A 17,254-nucleotide genomic window follows, 5' to 3' on the forward strand; every position below is an offset into this window, starting at 1 on the left:
CGGGGTGGGGACTTTTACCTGGCCACCAGCGGGGACATCGACATGGCCATTGACATGCGTTGCCAAGCCGAAACTGCATACCTTCCGTGCCATCAAATATGCTCAGCGACACAGTGCTCCGAGGGCAATGCTCCGCGCGGACAAGACACCTGACACACGTTATGGGCGGGCGTGGCAGCCGTCGACGGAGTACCCGATCGACGGCACAGCGGCAGCAGTCAGTTGAGCACCGAGCGGTACTTTGCCTGAGAGTTTAGGAGCCGTGGAAGAAGTGTCGGCATGTGCAACGCGAGCCGATCGGATCATTGAATGCTAGGTCAATGGTCTGATGGCTGCAGCGGGCGGGCCTGATTGGGAGCCCTCGGCTGGCGCGAATGCGGTTGCCGAAACGGTCGCCTACCGAGAAGGTCAACGGCTCCGAAATCAGCTCGGGATCGTTCCCGTCAATCGCGCTGGGTCCGGCTGAGTGTGCACACTCGGGGCAGGTCCTCGACGGCCGGAGAGGACCGTCTGTAACTGGGGTCGGATCTTGCTGCTGCGTCATCGGGTCCACGATCTCCTGTGCTCGCGTTGCCTGCATAGCGCTGGCACTTGACGCATTAAACCGCGTGACCGCCGGTTTCGTTACTCGGAAGCGGGGCATTCATCTGTTCGGCCGACGTCCGTCGGTCGGGCGCACAACGCGAGGACTCTCACCTGTACCCGCCCATAACACCAAATCTGGGCTGCGGCTGCGACCGCGCCTGCACTCGCGAGCGGATGAAGCAGCACGCGGCGCAGGTGCATACTGGCGTGCTTCGGTGACCGTTCGAGTTCATGGTAAACAAACCAAGAACTAGTTTCAGGGCACGCATGCTTCTCACGGTCGCTGGAACGATTATTTTTGCAACCTCGCGGTCCGGTTCGTTCCATCGGTCTATTCGGTGTCAACCGTGAATCAGCGTCGTCACTGGTCGATCGCGCGCACCACAGCCTCTGCGATGGCTCTATGGCCCGCGTCGTTGGGGTGCAGGCCATCGGGGGTCGAGCACTGGAGGCTCCCGAGGTCGGTGAGCCCCCCCAGCTCAGTGGCGTTGACGGTGCGCGGTGAGGCCGAGGTGTCGGATGCGCCGATCAGTCCGAACGCCGAGAGGTCGTATGCCTTGTTCAGTGCCCGCGTCGGAGCTCAGAGGTCACCGACCGGCGCCGAGACCATCGTTTCGATAAATCAGCATTCCGGAACGTCGATGCTCACCGTTGGCTGATCCACCAGAGGCTGCACGGGCACCGTTGCCTCGCCCGGAGCCGAGGGCTCCTCGAGTTCCCACGTCACCGTCTGCGACTGACCCGGCGGGATGGTGAGGTACGCAGCCTGCACCGGCCGGCCGAGCTCGGTGCCGGCCTGGATGGAGAATCCCGTGATGCCGTTGACCTTCATGGACGTGATCTTCGCGCCCTGAGTGCCGTACAGATAGACGATCGATTCGTTGGTTCCGTACTCCACCGTCGGCTGAAATGTGCTCGCCACGTAGGGCGTGAGGCCGTTCGCATCCACGTTGTTGGTCAGCGTTGCTGTGACCGTCGACTTGCGGGTACCGGACGTGCATGATTCTGCTGAGTACTTGATGTCGCGGGTCAGGTAGTAATCGAGCTTGTTGCCGCCGGCATTGTTGACCACAACGTTGGCGTACGGGGCCGGGCTGTCCGGCAACACGTGACCCACCTTGGTGCCGGCCAGAATTGCCTGCTCGGCCGGGTCTGCGCTCCACACCGAGATGCGGCCCTCGCTGCCGGCGCGGCCCACCGCGTCGAGCAGAGGCCTGGTGGGTGCCGCGCCCGTGGTCATCTTCTGCACCACTGCCGCGGCGATCTCCTGAAGATATGCCTTACGGGCCAACTGGTCGTCGCCGAACCTGGAATACGCTGTGCTGAGGGTGATCTCGACGACGTTGTCGGCGGTGATCTGCTCACCGTCGGCCAACGTGACCGGGCCGGTGGCGCCGAGGATGTAGCTCAACGCAATCGGGTCGGTGGCGATGGTGCCGTTGAGCACCTCACCTGTCTGCTCCGTCCACATCGACGACCAGATCTGGCCGGCATACGGAAAGTGCGGGCTCGCATTCGAATTCCGGAAGTCGGTGGTGGTGTTTCGCGGGGCCCACAGCGCGTTGTATTCAGGCCCCAGATCGATGGGCTGTTCCGCGAATTCGAGTTCGTTGTTGGCACCGAGAGTGTCGACCCGGGCGGTGCCGTTCTCGGCCCGAATGATGCCGTAGCCACCGAGCAATCCGCCGGTGCCCCGAGCCTCCGCGTTGGTCTGGAACGCGAGGAAGTAACTGCGCGGGCCGTTATCGCCGAGCATCGACGGCAGCAGTTCACTGGCGATACGGGTGTTGGTGAGCAGAGTCGCGAGGTCGTGAGTCTGATCGATCAACGACGTGCGAGCTTCGTCCACCACGCCGAGGAAGGCGGGCTCGTCCACCTGCTGGGCCCGCTCGCTGAGCTCGTCGGCTGCGGCGGAGGTCTGCTCCAATACCGGCTGCGCGTCCCGCAGTGCGGCGGTATCCACCTTGCCGCCGTCGACGAGGCTGCTCGGATTCAAGCTGGCACCCGCGGCCGACGCCGGGGCGAGCACGTCCACGGCCAACCCCTGCACCACGTCGCTGATCTGCGCTACCGATTTCAAGGGACTACCGAGATATGGAACGGCTTTGGCTATGGAAAACGGGATGGACGTCGTCGACGAGACCGCATCGTTCGCGGATTCGGAGGCACGTGCCGCCGCAGCCTCGGCTCCGGCCGAATCGCCGTCGAGCAACGCGTCCTTGGCCTGCGTGGCCGAGTCGCGAGTAGCGGTCAAACTCGACTGCGCGGAATAGGCTTCGTAACCAAGCCACACCGCAAAAGCTATGACAATGACCAGAAATACCCCCACCGAGATGAGAATCGGCCGCTTTCTGCCCGATTTCCGACCCCGGGTATCGGTGGAACTGGTTGCCATCGTCGGTGGCCTCTCGGTCGAGGAAATGTATTCGAGTGCACAGCCTAAGGGGGAGTGGCCGATCTGGCGTACCTGTCGTTCGATCCAGGTAGAGCATTCACAGTGTGTCGACTAGTTTGTAATGGGCGATGAAAAGATCGACGTCGATGAGCGGTGCCGCCGGCCGAATCGAAGCCGTCAGGGTGCGTGCGTTGAGGAGGTCGGGGAGTGTCGCCAGAGGCGGACGAGCGGTTCGAGGATGGCCGCTTCCCTCTGTCGGCTGCTCAGATGAATATCTACCTCGCTCAGCAGCTGGCACCGGATGTGCCGTTCACCATCGCGCAATACGTCGAGATCCGCGGCGACATCGACCCGTCCGTGCTGATTCGTGCGACGGACATCGCCTGCCGACGGCTCGAATCGCCGGCCGTGCGGATCGGAGTGGACGACGGTCACCCGTACCAATGGTCTGACCTGCGAGTGCCGTACGCGATGATCTACCGCGACTTCACCGACCGCGAGCATCCCATCGAGGATGCACAGCGCTACATGGACGAGCAGTACCGGCAGCCGGTGGATCTGGTTCGCGACCAACTGATCGCCTCCGAGATCATCCAGGTGGGCGCGTGCCACTACTACTGGTACAGCCGGGCTCACCACATCGTGATGGACGGACTCGGCGCAATCTCGGTGCAGGAGCGCACCGCTGCGGTGTACACCGCATTGATCACGGGTACCGAGATCCCGAAGACCCGCGCCATCGGAGTGCGGGAGATCTACGACTACGAGGCGGCGTACCCCCACTCCTCCCGCTACGAGACCGACCGCCAGTACTGGCTCGGTCGACTCGACGGCCACCTCGAAGCCCCCAGGCTGGCCGGTAGCCCGAGTGAACCGGCCGCTCCCAGTGGAGTGACGGTGAGTGTCGGTGCCGTCTTGGACGCAGACCTCACCGAAGCCGTTGCGGCAGTATCGCATCGGTACAACTCCTCCGACGTCCCCGTCGTGCTCGCCACCTTCGCGCTCTACCTCGCGCGCATGACCGACACCGACGACGTCATGCTCAGCTTGCCGGTATCGGGCCGAGCGATCACCAAGCTGCGGGAATCGTCCGGCATGATGTCCAACGTCGTGCCGCTGCGCATCGGTGTCGAACCAGGGGTCACCGTCGAGGAACTCCTTCGACGGATTCAGGTGGAACTCACCGGCGCACTTCGCCATCAGCGGTTCCGCGTCGAGGACATGCAGCGGGCGACCGGCGACGGTACCGGCAGCGCCGCTGCCGGACGCGGGGTGTTCGGTCCCACGGTCAACATCATGATGTACAACAGCACAATTCGGCTCGGCGACGTCATCGGCGAATACCGTGTGCTCTCCAGCGGACCCATCGACGACATGATGGTCAACGTCTACCCCGGTGTCGCAGGCACGAGTACCCGCGTCGACTTCCTCGGTAACCCGGCGCTGTACAGCACCGACGAGCTCGCGGCCCACCATCGACGCTTCCTGGCACTCCTGCGTGAGGTGGTCCACGCACCCGAGGGCCTCGCGGTATCCGAGCTGGAGGTGCTCGATGTCAACGAGAAGTCGGCGCTGCTGAGCGCACGTTCCACAGCGACCGCAACCCCCGTACCGCTGCCCTCGCTACTGAAAAGCGGCGCGGTGGTGCGGGCCACGGGAGTCGATCAGTCCAGTGAAGACTTCACCATGGTCGTGGAACATATTGCTGCGCAACTTGTCTCGTTGGGCGCAGCACGCGAGACACGCATCGCCGTAGCCATCGAACGCTCCTACGAGTCCGTGCTCGCATCATGGTCGGTCTCCACTGCCGGCGCATCCTTCGTTCCTCTGGACCCCACCGAGCCTGCCGAGCGGCTTGCCGCAGTACTCGTCGACGCGAACGTCGCCTTCGGTGTCACCACCAGGGATGTGCTGGAACATCTTCCGAACACGATCGAATGGTTCGATATCGAAGACCTACTCGACGCGGAGGCGAGGCCGTTCACGCCGCCGATTCTGCACGTCGACAACGAGGCCTACGTCATCCACACCTCGGGGTCGACCGGTAAACCCAAGGCCGTCAGCGTCACTCACCGCGGGCTCGCGCAACTCGCAGCCAACGTCGTCGACCGATATGCCGTCACTCCCGACTCGCGGGTACTGCACGCGGCGTCGCCGGTCTTCGACGCATCCATCCAGGAGCTTCTTGCCGCGTTCGTTGCGGGTGCCACCCTGGTGATCGCCCCGGCCGACGTCTACGCCGGTCCTGCCCTCGCAGGCTTGTTGGATCGCGAGAAGATCACGCACCTGATCACCTCGCCGACGGTGTTGGCCACTCTGGACCCGGACGACCTCAGCTCCATCGACGTCTTCGACGTCGGGGGTGAGGAGTGCCCTCCCACGTTGCGGGACCGGTTCGTCTCTCCCGATCGAACGATGCGCAACGCCTACGGGCCGACCGAGGCCACGGTGTTGGCCACTTTGTCCGACCCGATGCGCGCTGCCGAACGGGTGACCATCGGCGCGCCACTGCCGGGTGTTCGCGGGCTGGTGCTCGACGGGCACCTGCGGCCCACTCCGTGCGGAGGCGTCGGCGAGCTCTATCTCGGTGGCGACGGACTGGCCCGCGGGTACAGCGGGCAGCCGGGTGCGACCTCGACGCGGTTCGTCGCAGACCCCGGGGCTGCCGGAGCTCGGTTGTATCGCACGGGAGACATCGTCCGACGGTCGTTCGACGGTTCCACGATGGAGTACCTCGGCCGCAGTGATCAGCAGATCCAACTGCACGGGCGTCGTGTGGAACTCGGCGAGGTGGAGTCTGCGGCAGCATCGTGTGCGGGAGTGACCGCCGCCGTGGCCGTCGTTCGCGACAACCGACTGGTTCTGTACGTCACCGGAGGCTCGGCGGAGCTGGACGGTCATCTCCGGAAGCGCCTGCCCGCCTGGATGGTTCCCAGCACTGTCGTGGTTCTGGATGCACTGCCCATGACGGTGAGCGGCAAGGTCGACCGTCGTGCGTTGCCGGCCCCCACCGCATTCGTCGATACCGAATACGCTGCGCCGCAGACCGATACCGAACGTACCGTGGCGGGAGCCTTCGCCGATGTCCTCGGTGTCGAGGAGGTGGGGCGCGAGCACTCGTTCTTCGAGCTCGGCGGTGACTCGCTCAGTGCTACGAGAGTTCTCGCACGCCTCGGTTCCGCAATCTCGTTGACCGTGTTGTTCGCCGACCCCACCGTCCGCGCAGTCGCGGCGGCCATCGACGCGTCTTCTGCCTCCGAGCCGTCACTCGAACTACTCGATACCGTTGTGCTGGGGCGTATCCCGCTGTCGTATGCGCAGCAGCGGCTGTGGTTCCTCAACCAGTTCGATCCCGCATCGCCCGCGTACAACATGCCGGTGGCAGTGCGAGTCGGAGCCGGTGACGATCCCGCGATGGTTCTGACGGCTCTGCGCGACGTCATCGAGCGACACGAAGCCCTGCGGACCTACTACCCGGCCGACGACGACGGTCCGCGGCAGGTGGTGCGGCCCACCGATACCGTCCTCGTCGAGGTACCCGAGCGCACTGTCTGCGAGCGTGACCTGGATTCCGCTGTGGCAGCGGTCGCGACCGAGGGCTTCGATGTGTCGGCCGAGGTACCCATCCGCGCAACGCTTCTGAGCGTGGACGAATCCGGCGAGACCGTCCTCGTGGTGGTGGTGCACCACATCTCGATGGACGGGTGGTCGGTCGACCCACTCGTACGCGACTTCGCTTCCGCCCACGCCTCTCGGGCAGCGGGTCACGCGCCCACCTGGCCACGTCTGCGCGCGCAATACGGTCAGTACGCGGTGTGGAACCGGGCAGTGGTGGATTCGGTCGCCGACGAGCAGCTTTCATTTTGGACGTCGGTTCTCGGTACTTCAGTTCTGCACAACGGCGACATCGCAGCGGCGGAGTTACCAGCGGACTTCCCCAGGCCTGCGGTGCAATCGATGATCACGGACTCGGTTTCCTTCGAGATCGGGTCACACCTGCACGCAGGTATCCGTGAGCTGGCCCGATCAACCAACTCGACCACCTTCATGATCGTCCACGCTGCCGTGGCCGCCGCCCTGAGCCGCTTCGGTACGTCGAACCGCGTGGTGGTCGGGTCTCCCACTGCAGGGCGAGGCCACGAAGCACTCGACGAGATGGTGGGGATGTTCGTCGGAACCCTGCCTCTCGCAGTCACTGTGGACCCATCGGGAAGTTTCGCGTCCCTGCTCGATGCGGTCCGCGCGGCAGACCTCGATGCCTTCTCGCATTCCGACGTCCCGTTCGAGCGCATCGTCGACGCCCTCGCGACCGATCGATCCCTCGACCAGCATCCGCTGTTCCAGGTGATGCTGGCATTCGACAATGCGCCGCACCGATCGGTCGAGGACCTGCCCGTCTCGGTGCTCGAGATACCCACCCGCACCTCGGAATTCGATCTGACGCTCGTGCTTGCGGACGCACAGGGTGATTCGGCTTCGTCGACCGGCCAGATCGAGTACGCGGTGGACCTCTACCAGCGGGCCACCGTCGAACAATTCGCGTCGGTGATTCTGGCTTTTTTGAACGCGGCTGTCGCGAACACGGCATTTGTCGTCGGTGATCTCCCCCTTACCGACACGCCGGCCCTGCCGTCGTCGATGCCCGACGGCACGCTGCTCGATGTGTTGAGCGGTGGCACAGCCATTTCCGGCGCTGTCGCTGTCGACGGTCTGGAATCGGTGACGTATTCCGAGCTCGATCGTCGCTCGAACCGGATCGCGCGGCTGCTCATCGCGCACGGCGTCGGACCGGAAACTCCTGTGGCCCTGTCCCTCGAACGCTCGGCCGAGTACATCGTCGCGCTGTGGGCCGTGGTGAAAGCGGGCGGCGCGTTCGTACCCGTGGACCCGCGCTACCCGGCCGCTCGCCGGGAACAGATGCTGGGGCACATCGAGATCGGCTTCGGCGGATTCGAGCAGGCAGTGCATTGGCTCGACGAGACGCAGGCCGAGCACTTCAGCGACCTGGCCCTGACCGATGCGGATCGCCTGGCAGCGCTGAAACCTACGCACCCCGCTTACGTGATCCACACGTCGGGTTCGACGGGAACACCCAAGCCCGTGCTGGTGACGCATCAGGGTGTGTATGCGCTTGCGCAGCAGGTCATTCCGCGGTACGACGTCTCCTCGAGTTCGCGCGTGCTCCACGGCTACTCGGTCAACTTCGATGCCGCTGTTCTCGAACTCGTCCTTGCTTTCGGGGCCGGGGCGACCATGGTGATCGCGCCGCCCGACCTACTCGGCGGGGACGAGATGTCGGCCTTCCTCACGGCGCATCGCGTCACCCACTACCTGTCCACACCCGCGGTGCTCGCCACCGTGCCGCCGACCCCCGGGATCGAGACCGTCGCCGTCGGCGGTGACGTGCTGAACTCCGGCGTCGTGGACGACTGGTCGGCCGGGCGGTCGATGCTGAACGCCTACGGTCCCAGTGAGGCGACGGTGGTGGCCACGTTGGCCGAGTCGCTTCGTGCCGGTGAGCCGGTCACCATCGGTCGGCCGTTGGCACATGTGGGCGCGGTTGTGCTCGACGATCGGTTGCACACGGTGCCGCTCGGAGGCGTCGGGGAGCTGTACCTCGCAGGTTCGGGCGTGGCTCGCGGCTACCACGCGGACCCGGCGTCGACCGCCGCGCGCTTTGTCGCGGCACCCGGCGGCACGCGGATGTACCGGTCCGGAGACCTCGTTCGGCAGCAGCCGTCGGGCATGCTCGATTACCGCGGGCGCCGAGACGATCAGGTCCAGATCAACGGTGTGCGCGTCGAACTGGGGGAGATCGAGAGTGCCCTGACGGCGCACCCGGACGTCAGTGCAGCGGTAGCGGTATTGCGCGAGAACAGAATCCATGCCTGGGTGGTCGGCATCGACGAGCACGACGCTGCCCGGTGGCTGCTGGACAGACTGCCGTTGTCGATGCAGCCGGCCGCAATCGCCCGGATCGACGGTATCCCGCTGACCGGCAACGGAAAAGTGGATCTCGCAGCCTTGACCGCGGAGACGCAGTCCGGCGGCGATCCGGCGGAGGCGCGCACCTTGGCGCAGGAGGTGATTCTCGGAATCTTCGCCGACCTGCTGGGAGTCGACGATCCGGCCGTCGGCGACAATTTCTTCGTCCTCGGCGGGGACTCCCTCGTCGCGACGCGTGCCGCAACCCGCATCAGCGCGGCGCTCGGTACCCACGTTCCGGTGCGGACTGTCTTCGAATCTCCCACCGCGCAGCAGCTTGCGTCGGCGATCGAGTTGTTGTCCGAGAACTACACTCCGTTTCCCGCTCTGGTCCACGATCCCGACGCGAGGTCGTACCCCGGTCTTGCCCCGGCCGAACGCCGAATCTGGCTGCAGAATCGATACGACCCGACATCGGCCGCGTACAACATCGCCGTCGAGGTACCGCTTCCGGCGGATCTGGACCTCGATGTTCTGCGCGCCGCGATAGCCGATGTGCTGGAACGGCATACACCGCTGCGCACGGTGTACCCGTCGACCGCGAACGGTCCCGTCACTGTTGTTCTCGACCCGCAGATCGTGCTGTCGACGTTGGACGATGCTCATGCAGGGCACGATGCGCTGGCCCTGCACGGCTTCGACCTGACCCTCGAAGCGCCGCTACGCCTCGGCCTGCTCGATCGAGGCGGCGAGCGGGTGCTGTCCGTTGTTGCGCACCACATCGCGGTCGACGGCCTCTCACTCCGTCCGTTGGCCCGAGATGTCGAGACCGCCCTGCTGGCCCGAATGGCCGGATTCACACCGGAATTCGGTTCTCTGGCCGTCGACTATTCGGATTACCGAGTGTGGCAGCGCACTGTGCTCGACGCCGTGGCGTCGGATCAGCTCGAGTTCTGGCGTCGCACCCTGGCCGGCGTGCCGGAGTTCCTCGACCTGCCGACCGGAACCCCTGATCCCTCGGCCGATGCGACGGCCGTGGAGTTCTCCGTCGGCCCGGATACTCTGACGCTGCTGCGTTCGCTCGCGCATCGTGTGGGCGCAACGGTATTCGTCGTGGTCCACTCCGCGCTGGCGGCCGTGCTCGCAGAAGCCAGCGGTACCCAGGACATCGCCATTGGGACGCCGGTGGGTGGCCGATCCGACCCGGCACTCGATCACCTCGTCGGCATGTTCGTCGGCACCGTCGTGCTCAGGATGGAGGTCGATCCGTCGACGACGTTCGAGGACTTCGTCACCGCGGTCCGCGACCGGGATCTCGACGCATTCGCGAACTCGGACGTCCCGTTCGAGCAGGTCGTGGACGCGGTGCAGCCCACCCGCGCCGTCGATACCCATCCGCTGTTCCAGGTGCTCCTGGCCTTCGGTGATACGGAAACTCCGACAATCGAACTGGGGTCGACGTCGATCACCCCGCGGCGCGTGGACATCACGGACACGCAGTTCGACCTCGAGGTCCTGGTCGACGAGTCCGAATCCGGACTGATCGGCCAGCTCGGGTACTCGCCCGCACGGTTCGCGCGATCGGTGATTCTCGGACTCGCGGAGCGCCTGACCGAGGTGTTGACGATGGTCTCCACGCGGCCGAACATTCGGCTGGGCAGCGCGGAGTTCGGGCACGCCCCGTCGGCTGTTACCTCCCACCGCGACAGTGCACCCGGTCTCACACTGGCGGCAGTGTTTCAGCAGGCAGTGCAGAGCTGGCCCGACAATGTCGCGGTGATCGAGGGATCGCGATCGTTGACCTACCGTGAGGTGGATCGGCAGTCGAATGCGCTGGCAGACAGGCTGATACGTGCGGGTGCTGGGCCCGGCACACTGGTGGCGGTCGCCTATGAAAGATCCGTCGAGTACCTCGTTGCGATCTGGGCCGTGGCCAAGACCGGTGCAGGCTTCCTGTCCATCGACCCGTCTCAACCCGCGGCCCGGGTGCAGGAGATCCTCGAGCGCGCAGCCCCGGTCACGGGAATCTCGGCTGCACAATTTCATTCGGTCGGTAGTGACTGGATGAGCGTCAACGGCGACGAGCTCGATCACGTCGATGTTCGTGAGGCGCCGCTGGACAGCGTGGCGTACGTCGTCTACACCTCCGGTTCGACGGGGGTGCCCAAGGGCGTACGGGTGACGCACCGCGGCATCGCGAATCTGGTGCAGAGCCAACGAGATCTCTTCGGAGTGGAGCCGGGATCCCGGGTGCTCCAATTCGCGTCGCCGAGCTTCGATGCGTCGATCTTCGAGACACTGATGGCCGTGGGTGCGGGAGCCGCCGTGGTGATCGTGCCGCCGGAGGTGCACGGAGGGCGTGAACTCGAAGCGCTCATCGAGCACCACCAGGTGACCCATGCGTGCCTCACGCCGACCGTTCTGCAGGTGACCGACGCCGAGGCCGTACCATCGCTCGGAGTGATCGTCATGGCAGGCGAGGCCGCCAATTCTGCGCTGCTGCAACGATGGTCGCGTCGACGCTCGGTGTTCAACGCCTACGGTCCCACCGAGGGAACCGTCATGAGCACGTGCACCACGGACCAGCGTGAATGGGGCCCAGCGGTACCGGTGACCATCGGCGGGCCGATTCGCGGCTTCGACGCAGTGGTCCTCGATGCCCGTCTACGTCCGGTGGGTAGCAACGTCGTCGGGGAGCTCTACCTGGGCGGGACCGGTCTTGCCGAAGGATACTTGGGGCAGAGCGGGACGACTGCGAGCAGCTTCGTTGCCAATCCGTTCGGTGACGGTCGGCTGTACCGCACAGGTGATCTCGTGCGCTGGGTTGTTCGGAGCAGCGTGGTTCGGGGCAGCGATCGAGAACTCGAGTATCTGGGCCGGGTCGATTCGCAGGTCAAGGTTCGCGGCCATCGGGTCGAGCTGTCCGAGGTGGAAGCGGCACTGCTGCGTCACGGAGATGTGCGCCAGGCCAGCGTGATCGGCCGTGCGCAGTCTCTCGCTGCCTACGTGGTGGGCGGCGTCGAACCGCGGGAGGCCCGCGACTTTCTGGCCAGGACACTGCCCGCGTACATGGTGCCCAGTACCGTCACCGTCGTCGACGCATTGCCGATGACGTTGTCCGGCAAAGTAGATGCGAGCAGGTTGCCCGAGCCCTCGGTCATGTCGACCGAACGACGTGCTCCGGTCTCGGCGAACGAAGTATTGGTCCATGCCGTGTTCTCCGAGGTACTGCAGGTGGCCGCCGAGGACGTCGGTGTGGACGACAACTTCTTCGATCTCGGTGGTCACTCCCTCTCGGCGGTGCAGGTGATGGATGTGCTGGGGGACCGGCTGGGCCATCGGCTTCCCATCAGCCTGCTGCTGACCGATCCGACGATCTCGGCCCTGGCCACACGACTCGACGCGGGCGAACACGAAGCGGACAATGCCTTCGAGGTGGTGCTTCCGCTCCGAACCGAGGGCGTCGGTGCGCCGCTGTTCTGTGTGCACCCGGCCATCGGGATCGCGTGGAGCTATTTCTCGCTGCTCGGGGAGACCGAACGTCCGTTGTACGGCCTTCAGGTGCCCGGTATCGCCGACGGTGAGGTGGCACCGACCTCGATCGAGGAATTTGCCGAGAGATATGTGCGCGAGATCCGGGGCGTTCAGGCGCACGGCCCCTACCACCTGCTCGGTTGGTCGCTCGGCGGCGTGATCGCGCATGCTGTTGCGACACAACTGCAGTCGGAAGGTGAGGACGTCGCGCTGCTGGCGCTCGTCGACGCGCAGCTCTCGGCACCGGAGGGTGCTGCGGAGTTCGGTATCGACGATCTCGCTCGTCAGCTCGGAGTCGAGGGTGACTCGTTCGAGACCATCGTGGATGGGTTGCACGGCAGCAGAAGCGAACTGGCGTTTCTCACCGTCGATCATCTGCGGCGAATGTATCGACCCGTCGCGATGGCTCCCACCTGGGTGGCGTCGTACACGCCGGTTGTGTTCGCCGGGCCGGTGCACTACTTCGCCGCTCGCGGCTCGCACGGTGCGGAGCAGTGGACGCAGTTCGTGGGCGGGCGGATGTCGGTTCACCGGGTCGATGTGGAACACGAAGACATGCTGGGCGAGATCGGTGCCCGTGCACTAGGCCGAGTGATCGGCACCGATGCTGTGGGGAAAGGTGTGGCGTGATGAGCGAACAATTGGAGCCGTACGTCGATGACGTGCGAGCACACTACGACCTCTCGGACGAGTTCTTCGCACTGTTCCTCGACCCGAGCATGACGTACAGCTGCGCCTACTTCGAGCGTGAGGACATGACGCTGGAGGAGGCGCAGACGGCCAAGATCGACCTCGCCCTCGGCAAGCTCGACTTGAAGCCGGGGATGACGTTGCTCGACATAGGCTGCGGCTGGGGCGCTCTCGCCAAGCGGGCGGTCGAGAAGTACGACGTCAACGTCATCGGTTTGACGTTGAGCCGAAATCAGTACGAGCACGGTCGCACCGTCGTGGCCGACCTGTCGACCGACCGCACCGTCGACATCCGGTTGCAGGGGTGGGAGGAATTCGACGAGCCCGTCGATCGGATCGTCAGTATCGGCGCGTTCGAGCATTTCAGGCGTAACCGGTACTCGGCATTCTTCGCGAAGTGCCGCTCGGTACTGCCCGTCGACGGACGAATGTTGTTGCACACCATCGTCATCACCCCACCCGACCCGGCCTCCGGTGCGGGCGGCCTCACGCGTGAGGATGCGCACTTCTCACGCTTCATTCTGCGCGACATCTTTCCCGGCGGACAGTTGACGCTCGTCAAGGTGATCAAGGCGAAAGCCGCCGACGCCGGATTCGAGTTGCTGCGGGAGCATCCTCTGAGGTTGCACTACGCGAGGACACTCGATACCTGGGCCGAGAAACTGATCGCGTCTCGCGACGAGGCCATTGCCGTGTCCTCGGAGGCGACGTACGAAAAATACGTGCAATACCTCACCGGCTCGTCAGCGCGATTCAAGAGTTCACGCATCGACGTCGTGCAATTCACGCTGGCCGCTGCAGACATACCCGAGAAGTGAGTGTGCGACTGACACTTGACTAACGAGTCAAACTAGTACCCTGGCTAACGGCGAGGGGCATGTCCGCGATTTTTCTCGTCCGCCGGTCCGAATGAGACTGCTTCTGACGTTGGGGATTCCATGCACACAGTTTCTGGGGCACCCAGTTTTGCGGCCGTGTATTTCCTCGCGGCTCTGGCGCTACTCATCCTGTTCCTCGCCGTCGGTGCGAACATGGCAATAGCCGCACCGCTGATCCTGGCTTCGATCGGGATGGGAGTTGCTGTGCTTATTCGGAATCGGATGGTTGGCCGATGACGTGGCGGGCACTATGAAGAATGTCCGGCGCTTTGTTGCCATTGGACTGTTCACTTCCTCGGTTCTGGCATTCATCGCGACGTCCACCGGCACCGCTGTTGCGCCACCCGGGCCGGTCGTCGGCCCCCACTAGTTGCCTCGTCACGGCTGGTGCCTCGATGATCTGGCCGTCGGTTCCCTCCAGAAGTGGAAGTCGACATACGTTATTCGCCCCAAGTGGAGACCGAGCTCACCTGCGGCAGTGCCGGTCGGATCACATCGGCTGTCCAGAACGCCATCTCCGTCACCTATGCCCGCGACTCTGCGGGGTGCATTCAGTCCGAGATCAAGGCGGGCAAGACCGCCATGTACAGCCGCGACAGTGCGGTCGCGTCGCGTCTAGTGAGACCGTGAACGCCTGATGGACATCCTCGCGATCGACGAAGCAATTCGCCGACGCCGCCACCAAATACGGTCGCGTCATCTCTGGCTCGACCGCACTCGGCATGGGCGGGCGACAGGTCCCCTGACCGACCACGCCGACTGCCCCTCCTTGAATGGCAACAGCTCCGGCAGCGTAAACACCATCGGCAACAACCCTGCTTACGGCCCGATTGCAATTGTCGGAGTCAAGCACCGAGTTGATTCGGATTGTCGGCGTACTCGGTGACTCGATCGGCGCGGCGAGGGCGATAAGTCGGTCGCTTTGGACTGAAACGCTTACTGGGGATACATCAACCGCGCCCTGTTCACCGCAGGATTCCCACGATCAACCGCGCCAATGCGGGCGAGCGCGCGGTGGAGTTCGTGCTGATCCAGAAGTCTTTCCGACGCCGGTCCTAGATGCCCGGATGCACCGATGTCATCTGCAAGTACGGAATCAATGACCTGGGAAACAGCCCGCACATTCGTCCACCTCGCAGCCGACTCGATCAAGGGGTGGCGACATCAGGCGGACAGTGGGTGCCAGTTGTTGGCGACCACGCTGACACCGTTTTCGCTGTCGACAGATGGGTGGTCGACCGAAGCGGGGCAGGCCACCAAGGCGTCAAATGCGCCGTGAGTTCAGTACAACGACCGGATCCGAGACGCCGCACCACACTGCACCCGACAACCTTCGCTGCGCTCGCTGGGGGTTGCCAACGGAGTGGTCGTACGGGCGGGCGCGGCCGGAAACCCCTTTGGAGGAGTATTTTGAGGCTGCAGACGCCGTCGAGCGCACGCAACTCAGGCAACTGGGAGCTGGGCAATCGCATCGCCACAGACGCCGCCATGACATCGGGGTTGAGCACGACGACCAGGGCAACAGCCGCGTTCAGCAGAGCCGACCGCGGTCGCATCATCACCGTGGCAGGTGCGGGCACATCGGCCTCCCGGTACTACTCCTACGTCTCGGTCGTCGTCTCCGCTACGCAGATGACGACTGAGAACGCCGCTGCATCCACAGTCTCGGCAGCGCCGGCGGGAATCGGAACCGCAGACGTTGACGGGCTACATCTAGGTTCCGAGATGGCCATCGCAATGGTTGCAACGAGACAAGCAGGTGTCTCACGCGGCCGACGTCGTAGTCGATCTAGCTTCCATGGCGGGCTAGCGCGAGTACGGGCGTTTTGCATCACGTTCGCGGGCAGCAGGTGTCTCAGATCGGTCTCAGCGACGAGCGGAACGATCCCTTACAGCTGAACGTTGTTCTGACAGATGAGAGGGTGTGCGTGCCGTTTCGAAAGTTCTGAAACGAGTCAGAATGGAGCTACGTGAACGAGCCGAGCTATCTGTGGCTAGAGTTGTCGCATGGTTGACATGGGGCCGAGTGCGATGGCGCTGCCTTCGTTTGCCCAGCCTCCTGTAGTCGAGGTGGCTATGGGAGTGGAGTTCCTTCCCCTCCCTGCGCTGACTGTCGTGCCGCTTGTAGATGTTGCGCGGACTTGGGCGAACGACTATCCGATCGTGCAAGAACAGCCCGCGCTTCCTCCCACTGGCGGTCCGTTTGGTCCCGCAGGGTTCAACTTTGAGGTCAGCGCCGGCGTCCCACCCATACGTTTGTGGTTATTGAACAGAGCGAACACCGAGCTGATCCAGATCCAGGGTGACCGTTTCATCCTTAATTGGAGACGGATAAGTGATTCCGAGTCATATCCCCGTTATAGATACCTAGCGCCGAGGTTTGACAGTCACTGGCTACGATTTGCCGAGCAGGTGGAGGCCTTCGGGCTTGGACCGCTACAACCCATCACAGCAGAAGTGAGCTTCGTAAATGCTTTCTACTTGGAGCCTGACGAGACGCTTTTCGACGTATTGACCATCCTGTCCGACCAGTTTCAAATGAAAGCTGCGGAACCTTCCATTGAGCTGGTCATGAAACTCGATGGGAAAAACCAGGATGATGCTGTGGGCGAGCAGAGGATCTCAGTGTCACGCACACCCGGTGAGATTAACCGTGTCTCAATGACGTTGATCACACGAGTAACGGTGATCAATGAGGATGCGAATCCTATACAAGAAGCGCTTGGCCGCGCTCACGCGATCGGAGTAACTAGCTTCGCTCAGTTGACTACCCCGAAGATGCACCGAAGGTGGGAGATCAAACTATGACGACCGCATGCGAACTCCCAGGGAACGCGACGATGGCCCCTGTCCGAGCATCAACTTTCTTGGTCGATAGTCACGCTCTCCTTTCAGGGAGTTGGGGATTCTGGAACACTGACACCATTGTGTCTCGGAGTGCCCTTATGGGGTATACCCAGAAGCAATTGGTCAAGCTAATGAAACTCCGACGTGACTGGGATGAGGAAGGTGGCTTACCCGTAGCGCCTAGCGTGGCGAAGCTGGTTCTGATGCTCGTCGACGCATTCATTTTTGAAGACAACCTCGCGACTCCGCAACTCTCGCCTCAAAGGACTGGGGGCGTTGATGTTGAGTGGTTGATCGGCGGCAATCACATGTCGTTATCAGTTTCGGCTGACGGTGACATCGTGGTGGCGTGTCCCCAGTGAACGGGGCCATCTGGTTTTAGAGTCTTGTTGCCCATGAG

4 protein-coding genes are annotated in these 17,254 nt (G+C 63.8%); 3 read left to right on the plus strand and 1 reads right to left on the minus strand.

Annotation, left to right across the window (positions count from 1 at the left end; all coding sequences use genetic code 11):
* Positions 1-1,207: 1,207 nt before the first annotated feature.
* On the minus strand, positions 1,208-2,980 hold the full coding sequence (locus tag QM590_RS24780; protein ID WP_411741386.1) for a DUF4012 domain-containing protein: 1,773 nt from the start codon (positions 2,978-2,980) through the stop codon (positions 1,208-1,210).
* Positions 2,981-3,247: 267 nt separating this feature from the next.
* Here QM590_RS24780 and QM590_RS24785 point away from each other — a divergent pair, with 267 nt between their 5' ends.
* From QM590_RS24785 to QM590_RS24795, 3 genes are all read left to right on the plus strand, one after another.
* A complete protein-coding gene (locus QM590_RS24785) occupies positions 3,248-13,069 on the plus strand; it encodes a non-ribosomal peptide synthetase (RefSeq protein WP_269596750.1) in 9,822 nt (3,273 codons plus the stop codon).
* Positions 13,069-13,947, plus strand: a complete 879-nt coding sequence (locus QM590_RS24790) for a cyclopropane mycolic acid synthase family methyltransferase (RefSeq protein ID WP_269596751.1) — start codon at positions 13,069-13,071, stop codon at positions 13,945-13,947. The genes QM590_RS24785 and QM590_RS24790 overlap by 1 nt, the downstream gene beginning before the upstream one ends.
* 2,067 nt (positions 13,948-16,014) lie before the next feature.
* Positions 16,015-16,815 (plus strand): TIGR04255 family protein, encoded by an 801-nt coding sequence (locus tag QM590_RS24795; protein WP_269596752.1) that lies wholly within the window; start codon positions 16,015-16,017, stop codon positions 16,813-16,815.
* The last annotated feature ends 439 nt before the right edge of the window (positions 16,816-17,254 follow it).

This window comes from Rhodococcus sp. IEGM 1372, from assembly GCF_030056835.1.
Classification (GTDB): Bacteria; Actinomycetota; Actinomycetes; order Mycobacteriales; family Mycobacteriaceae; genus Rhodococcoides.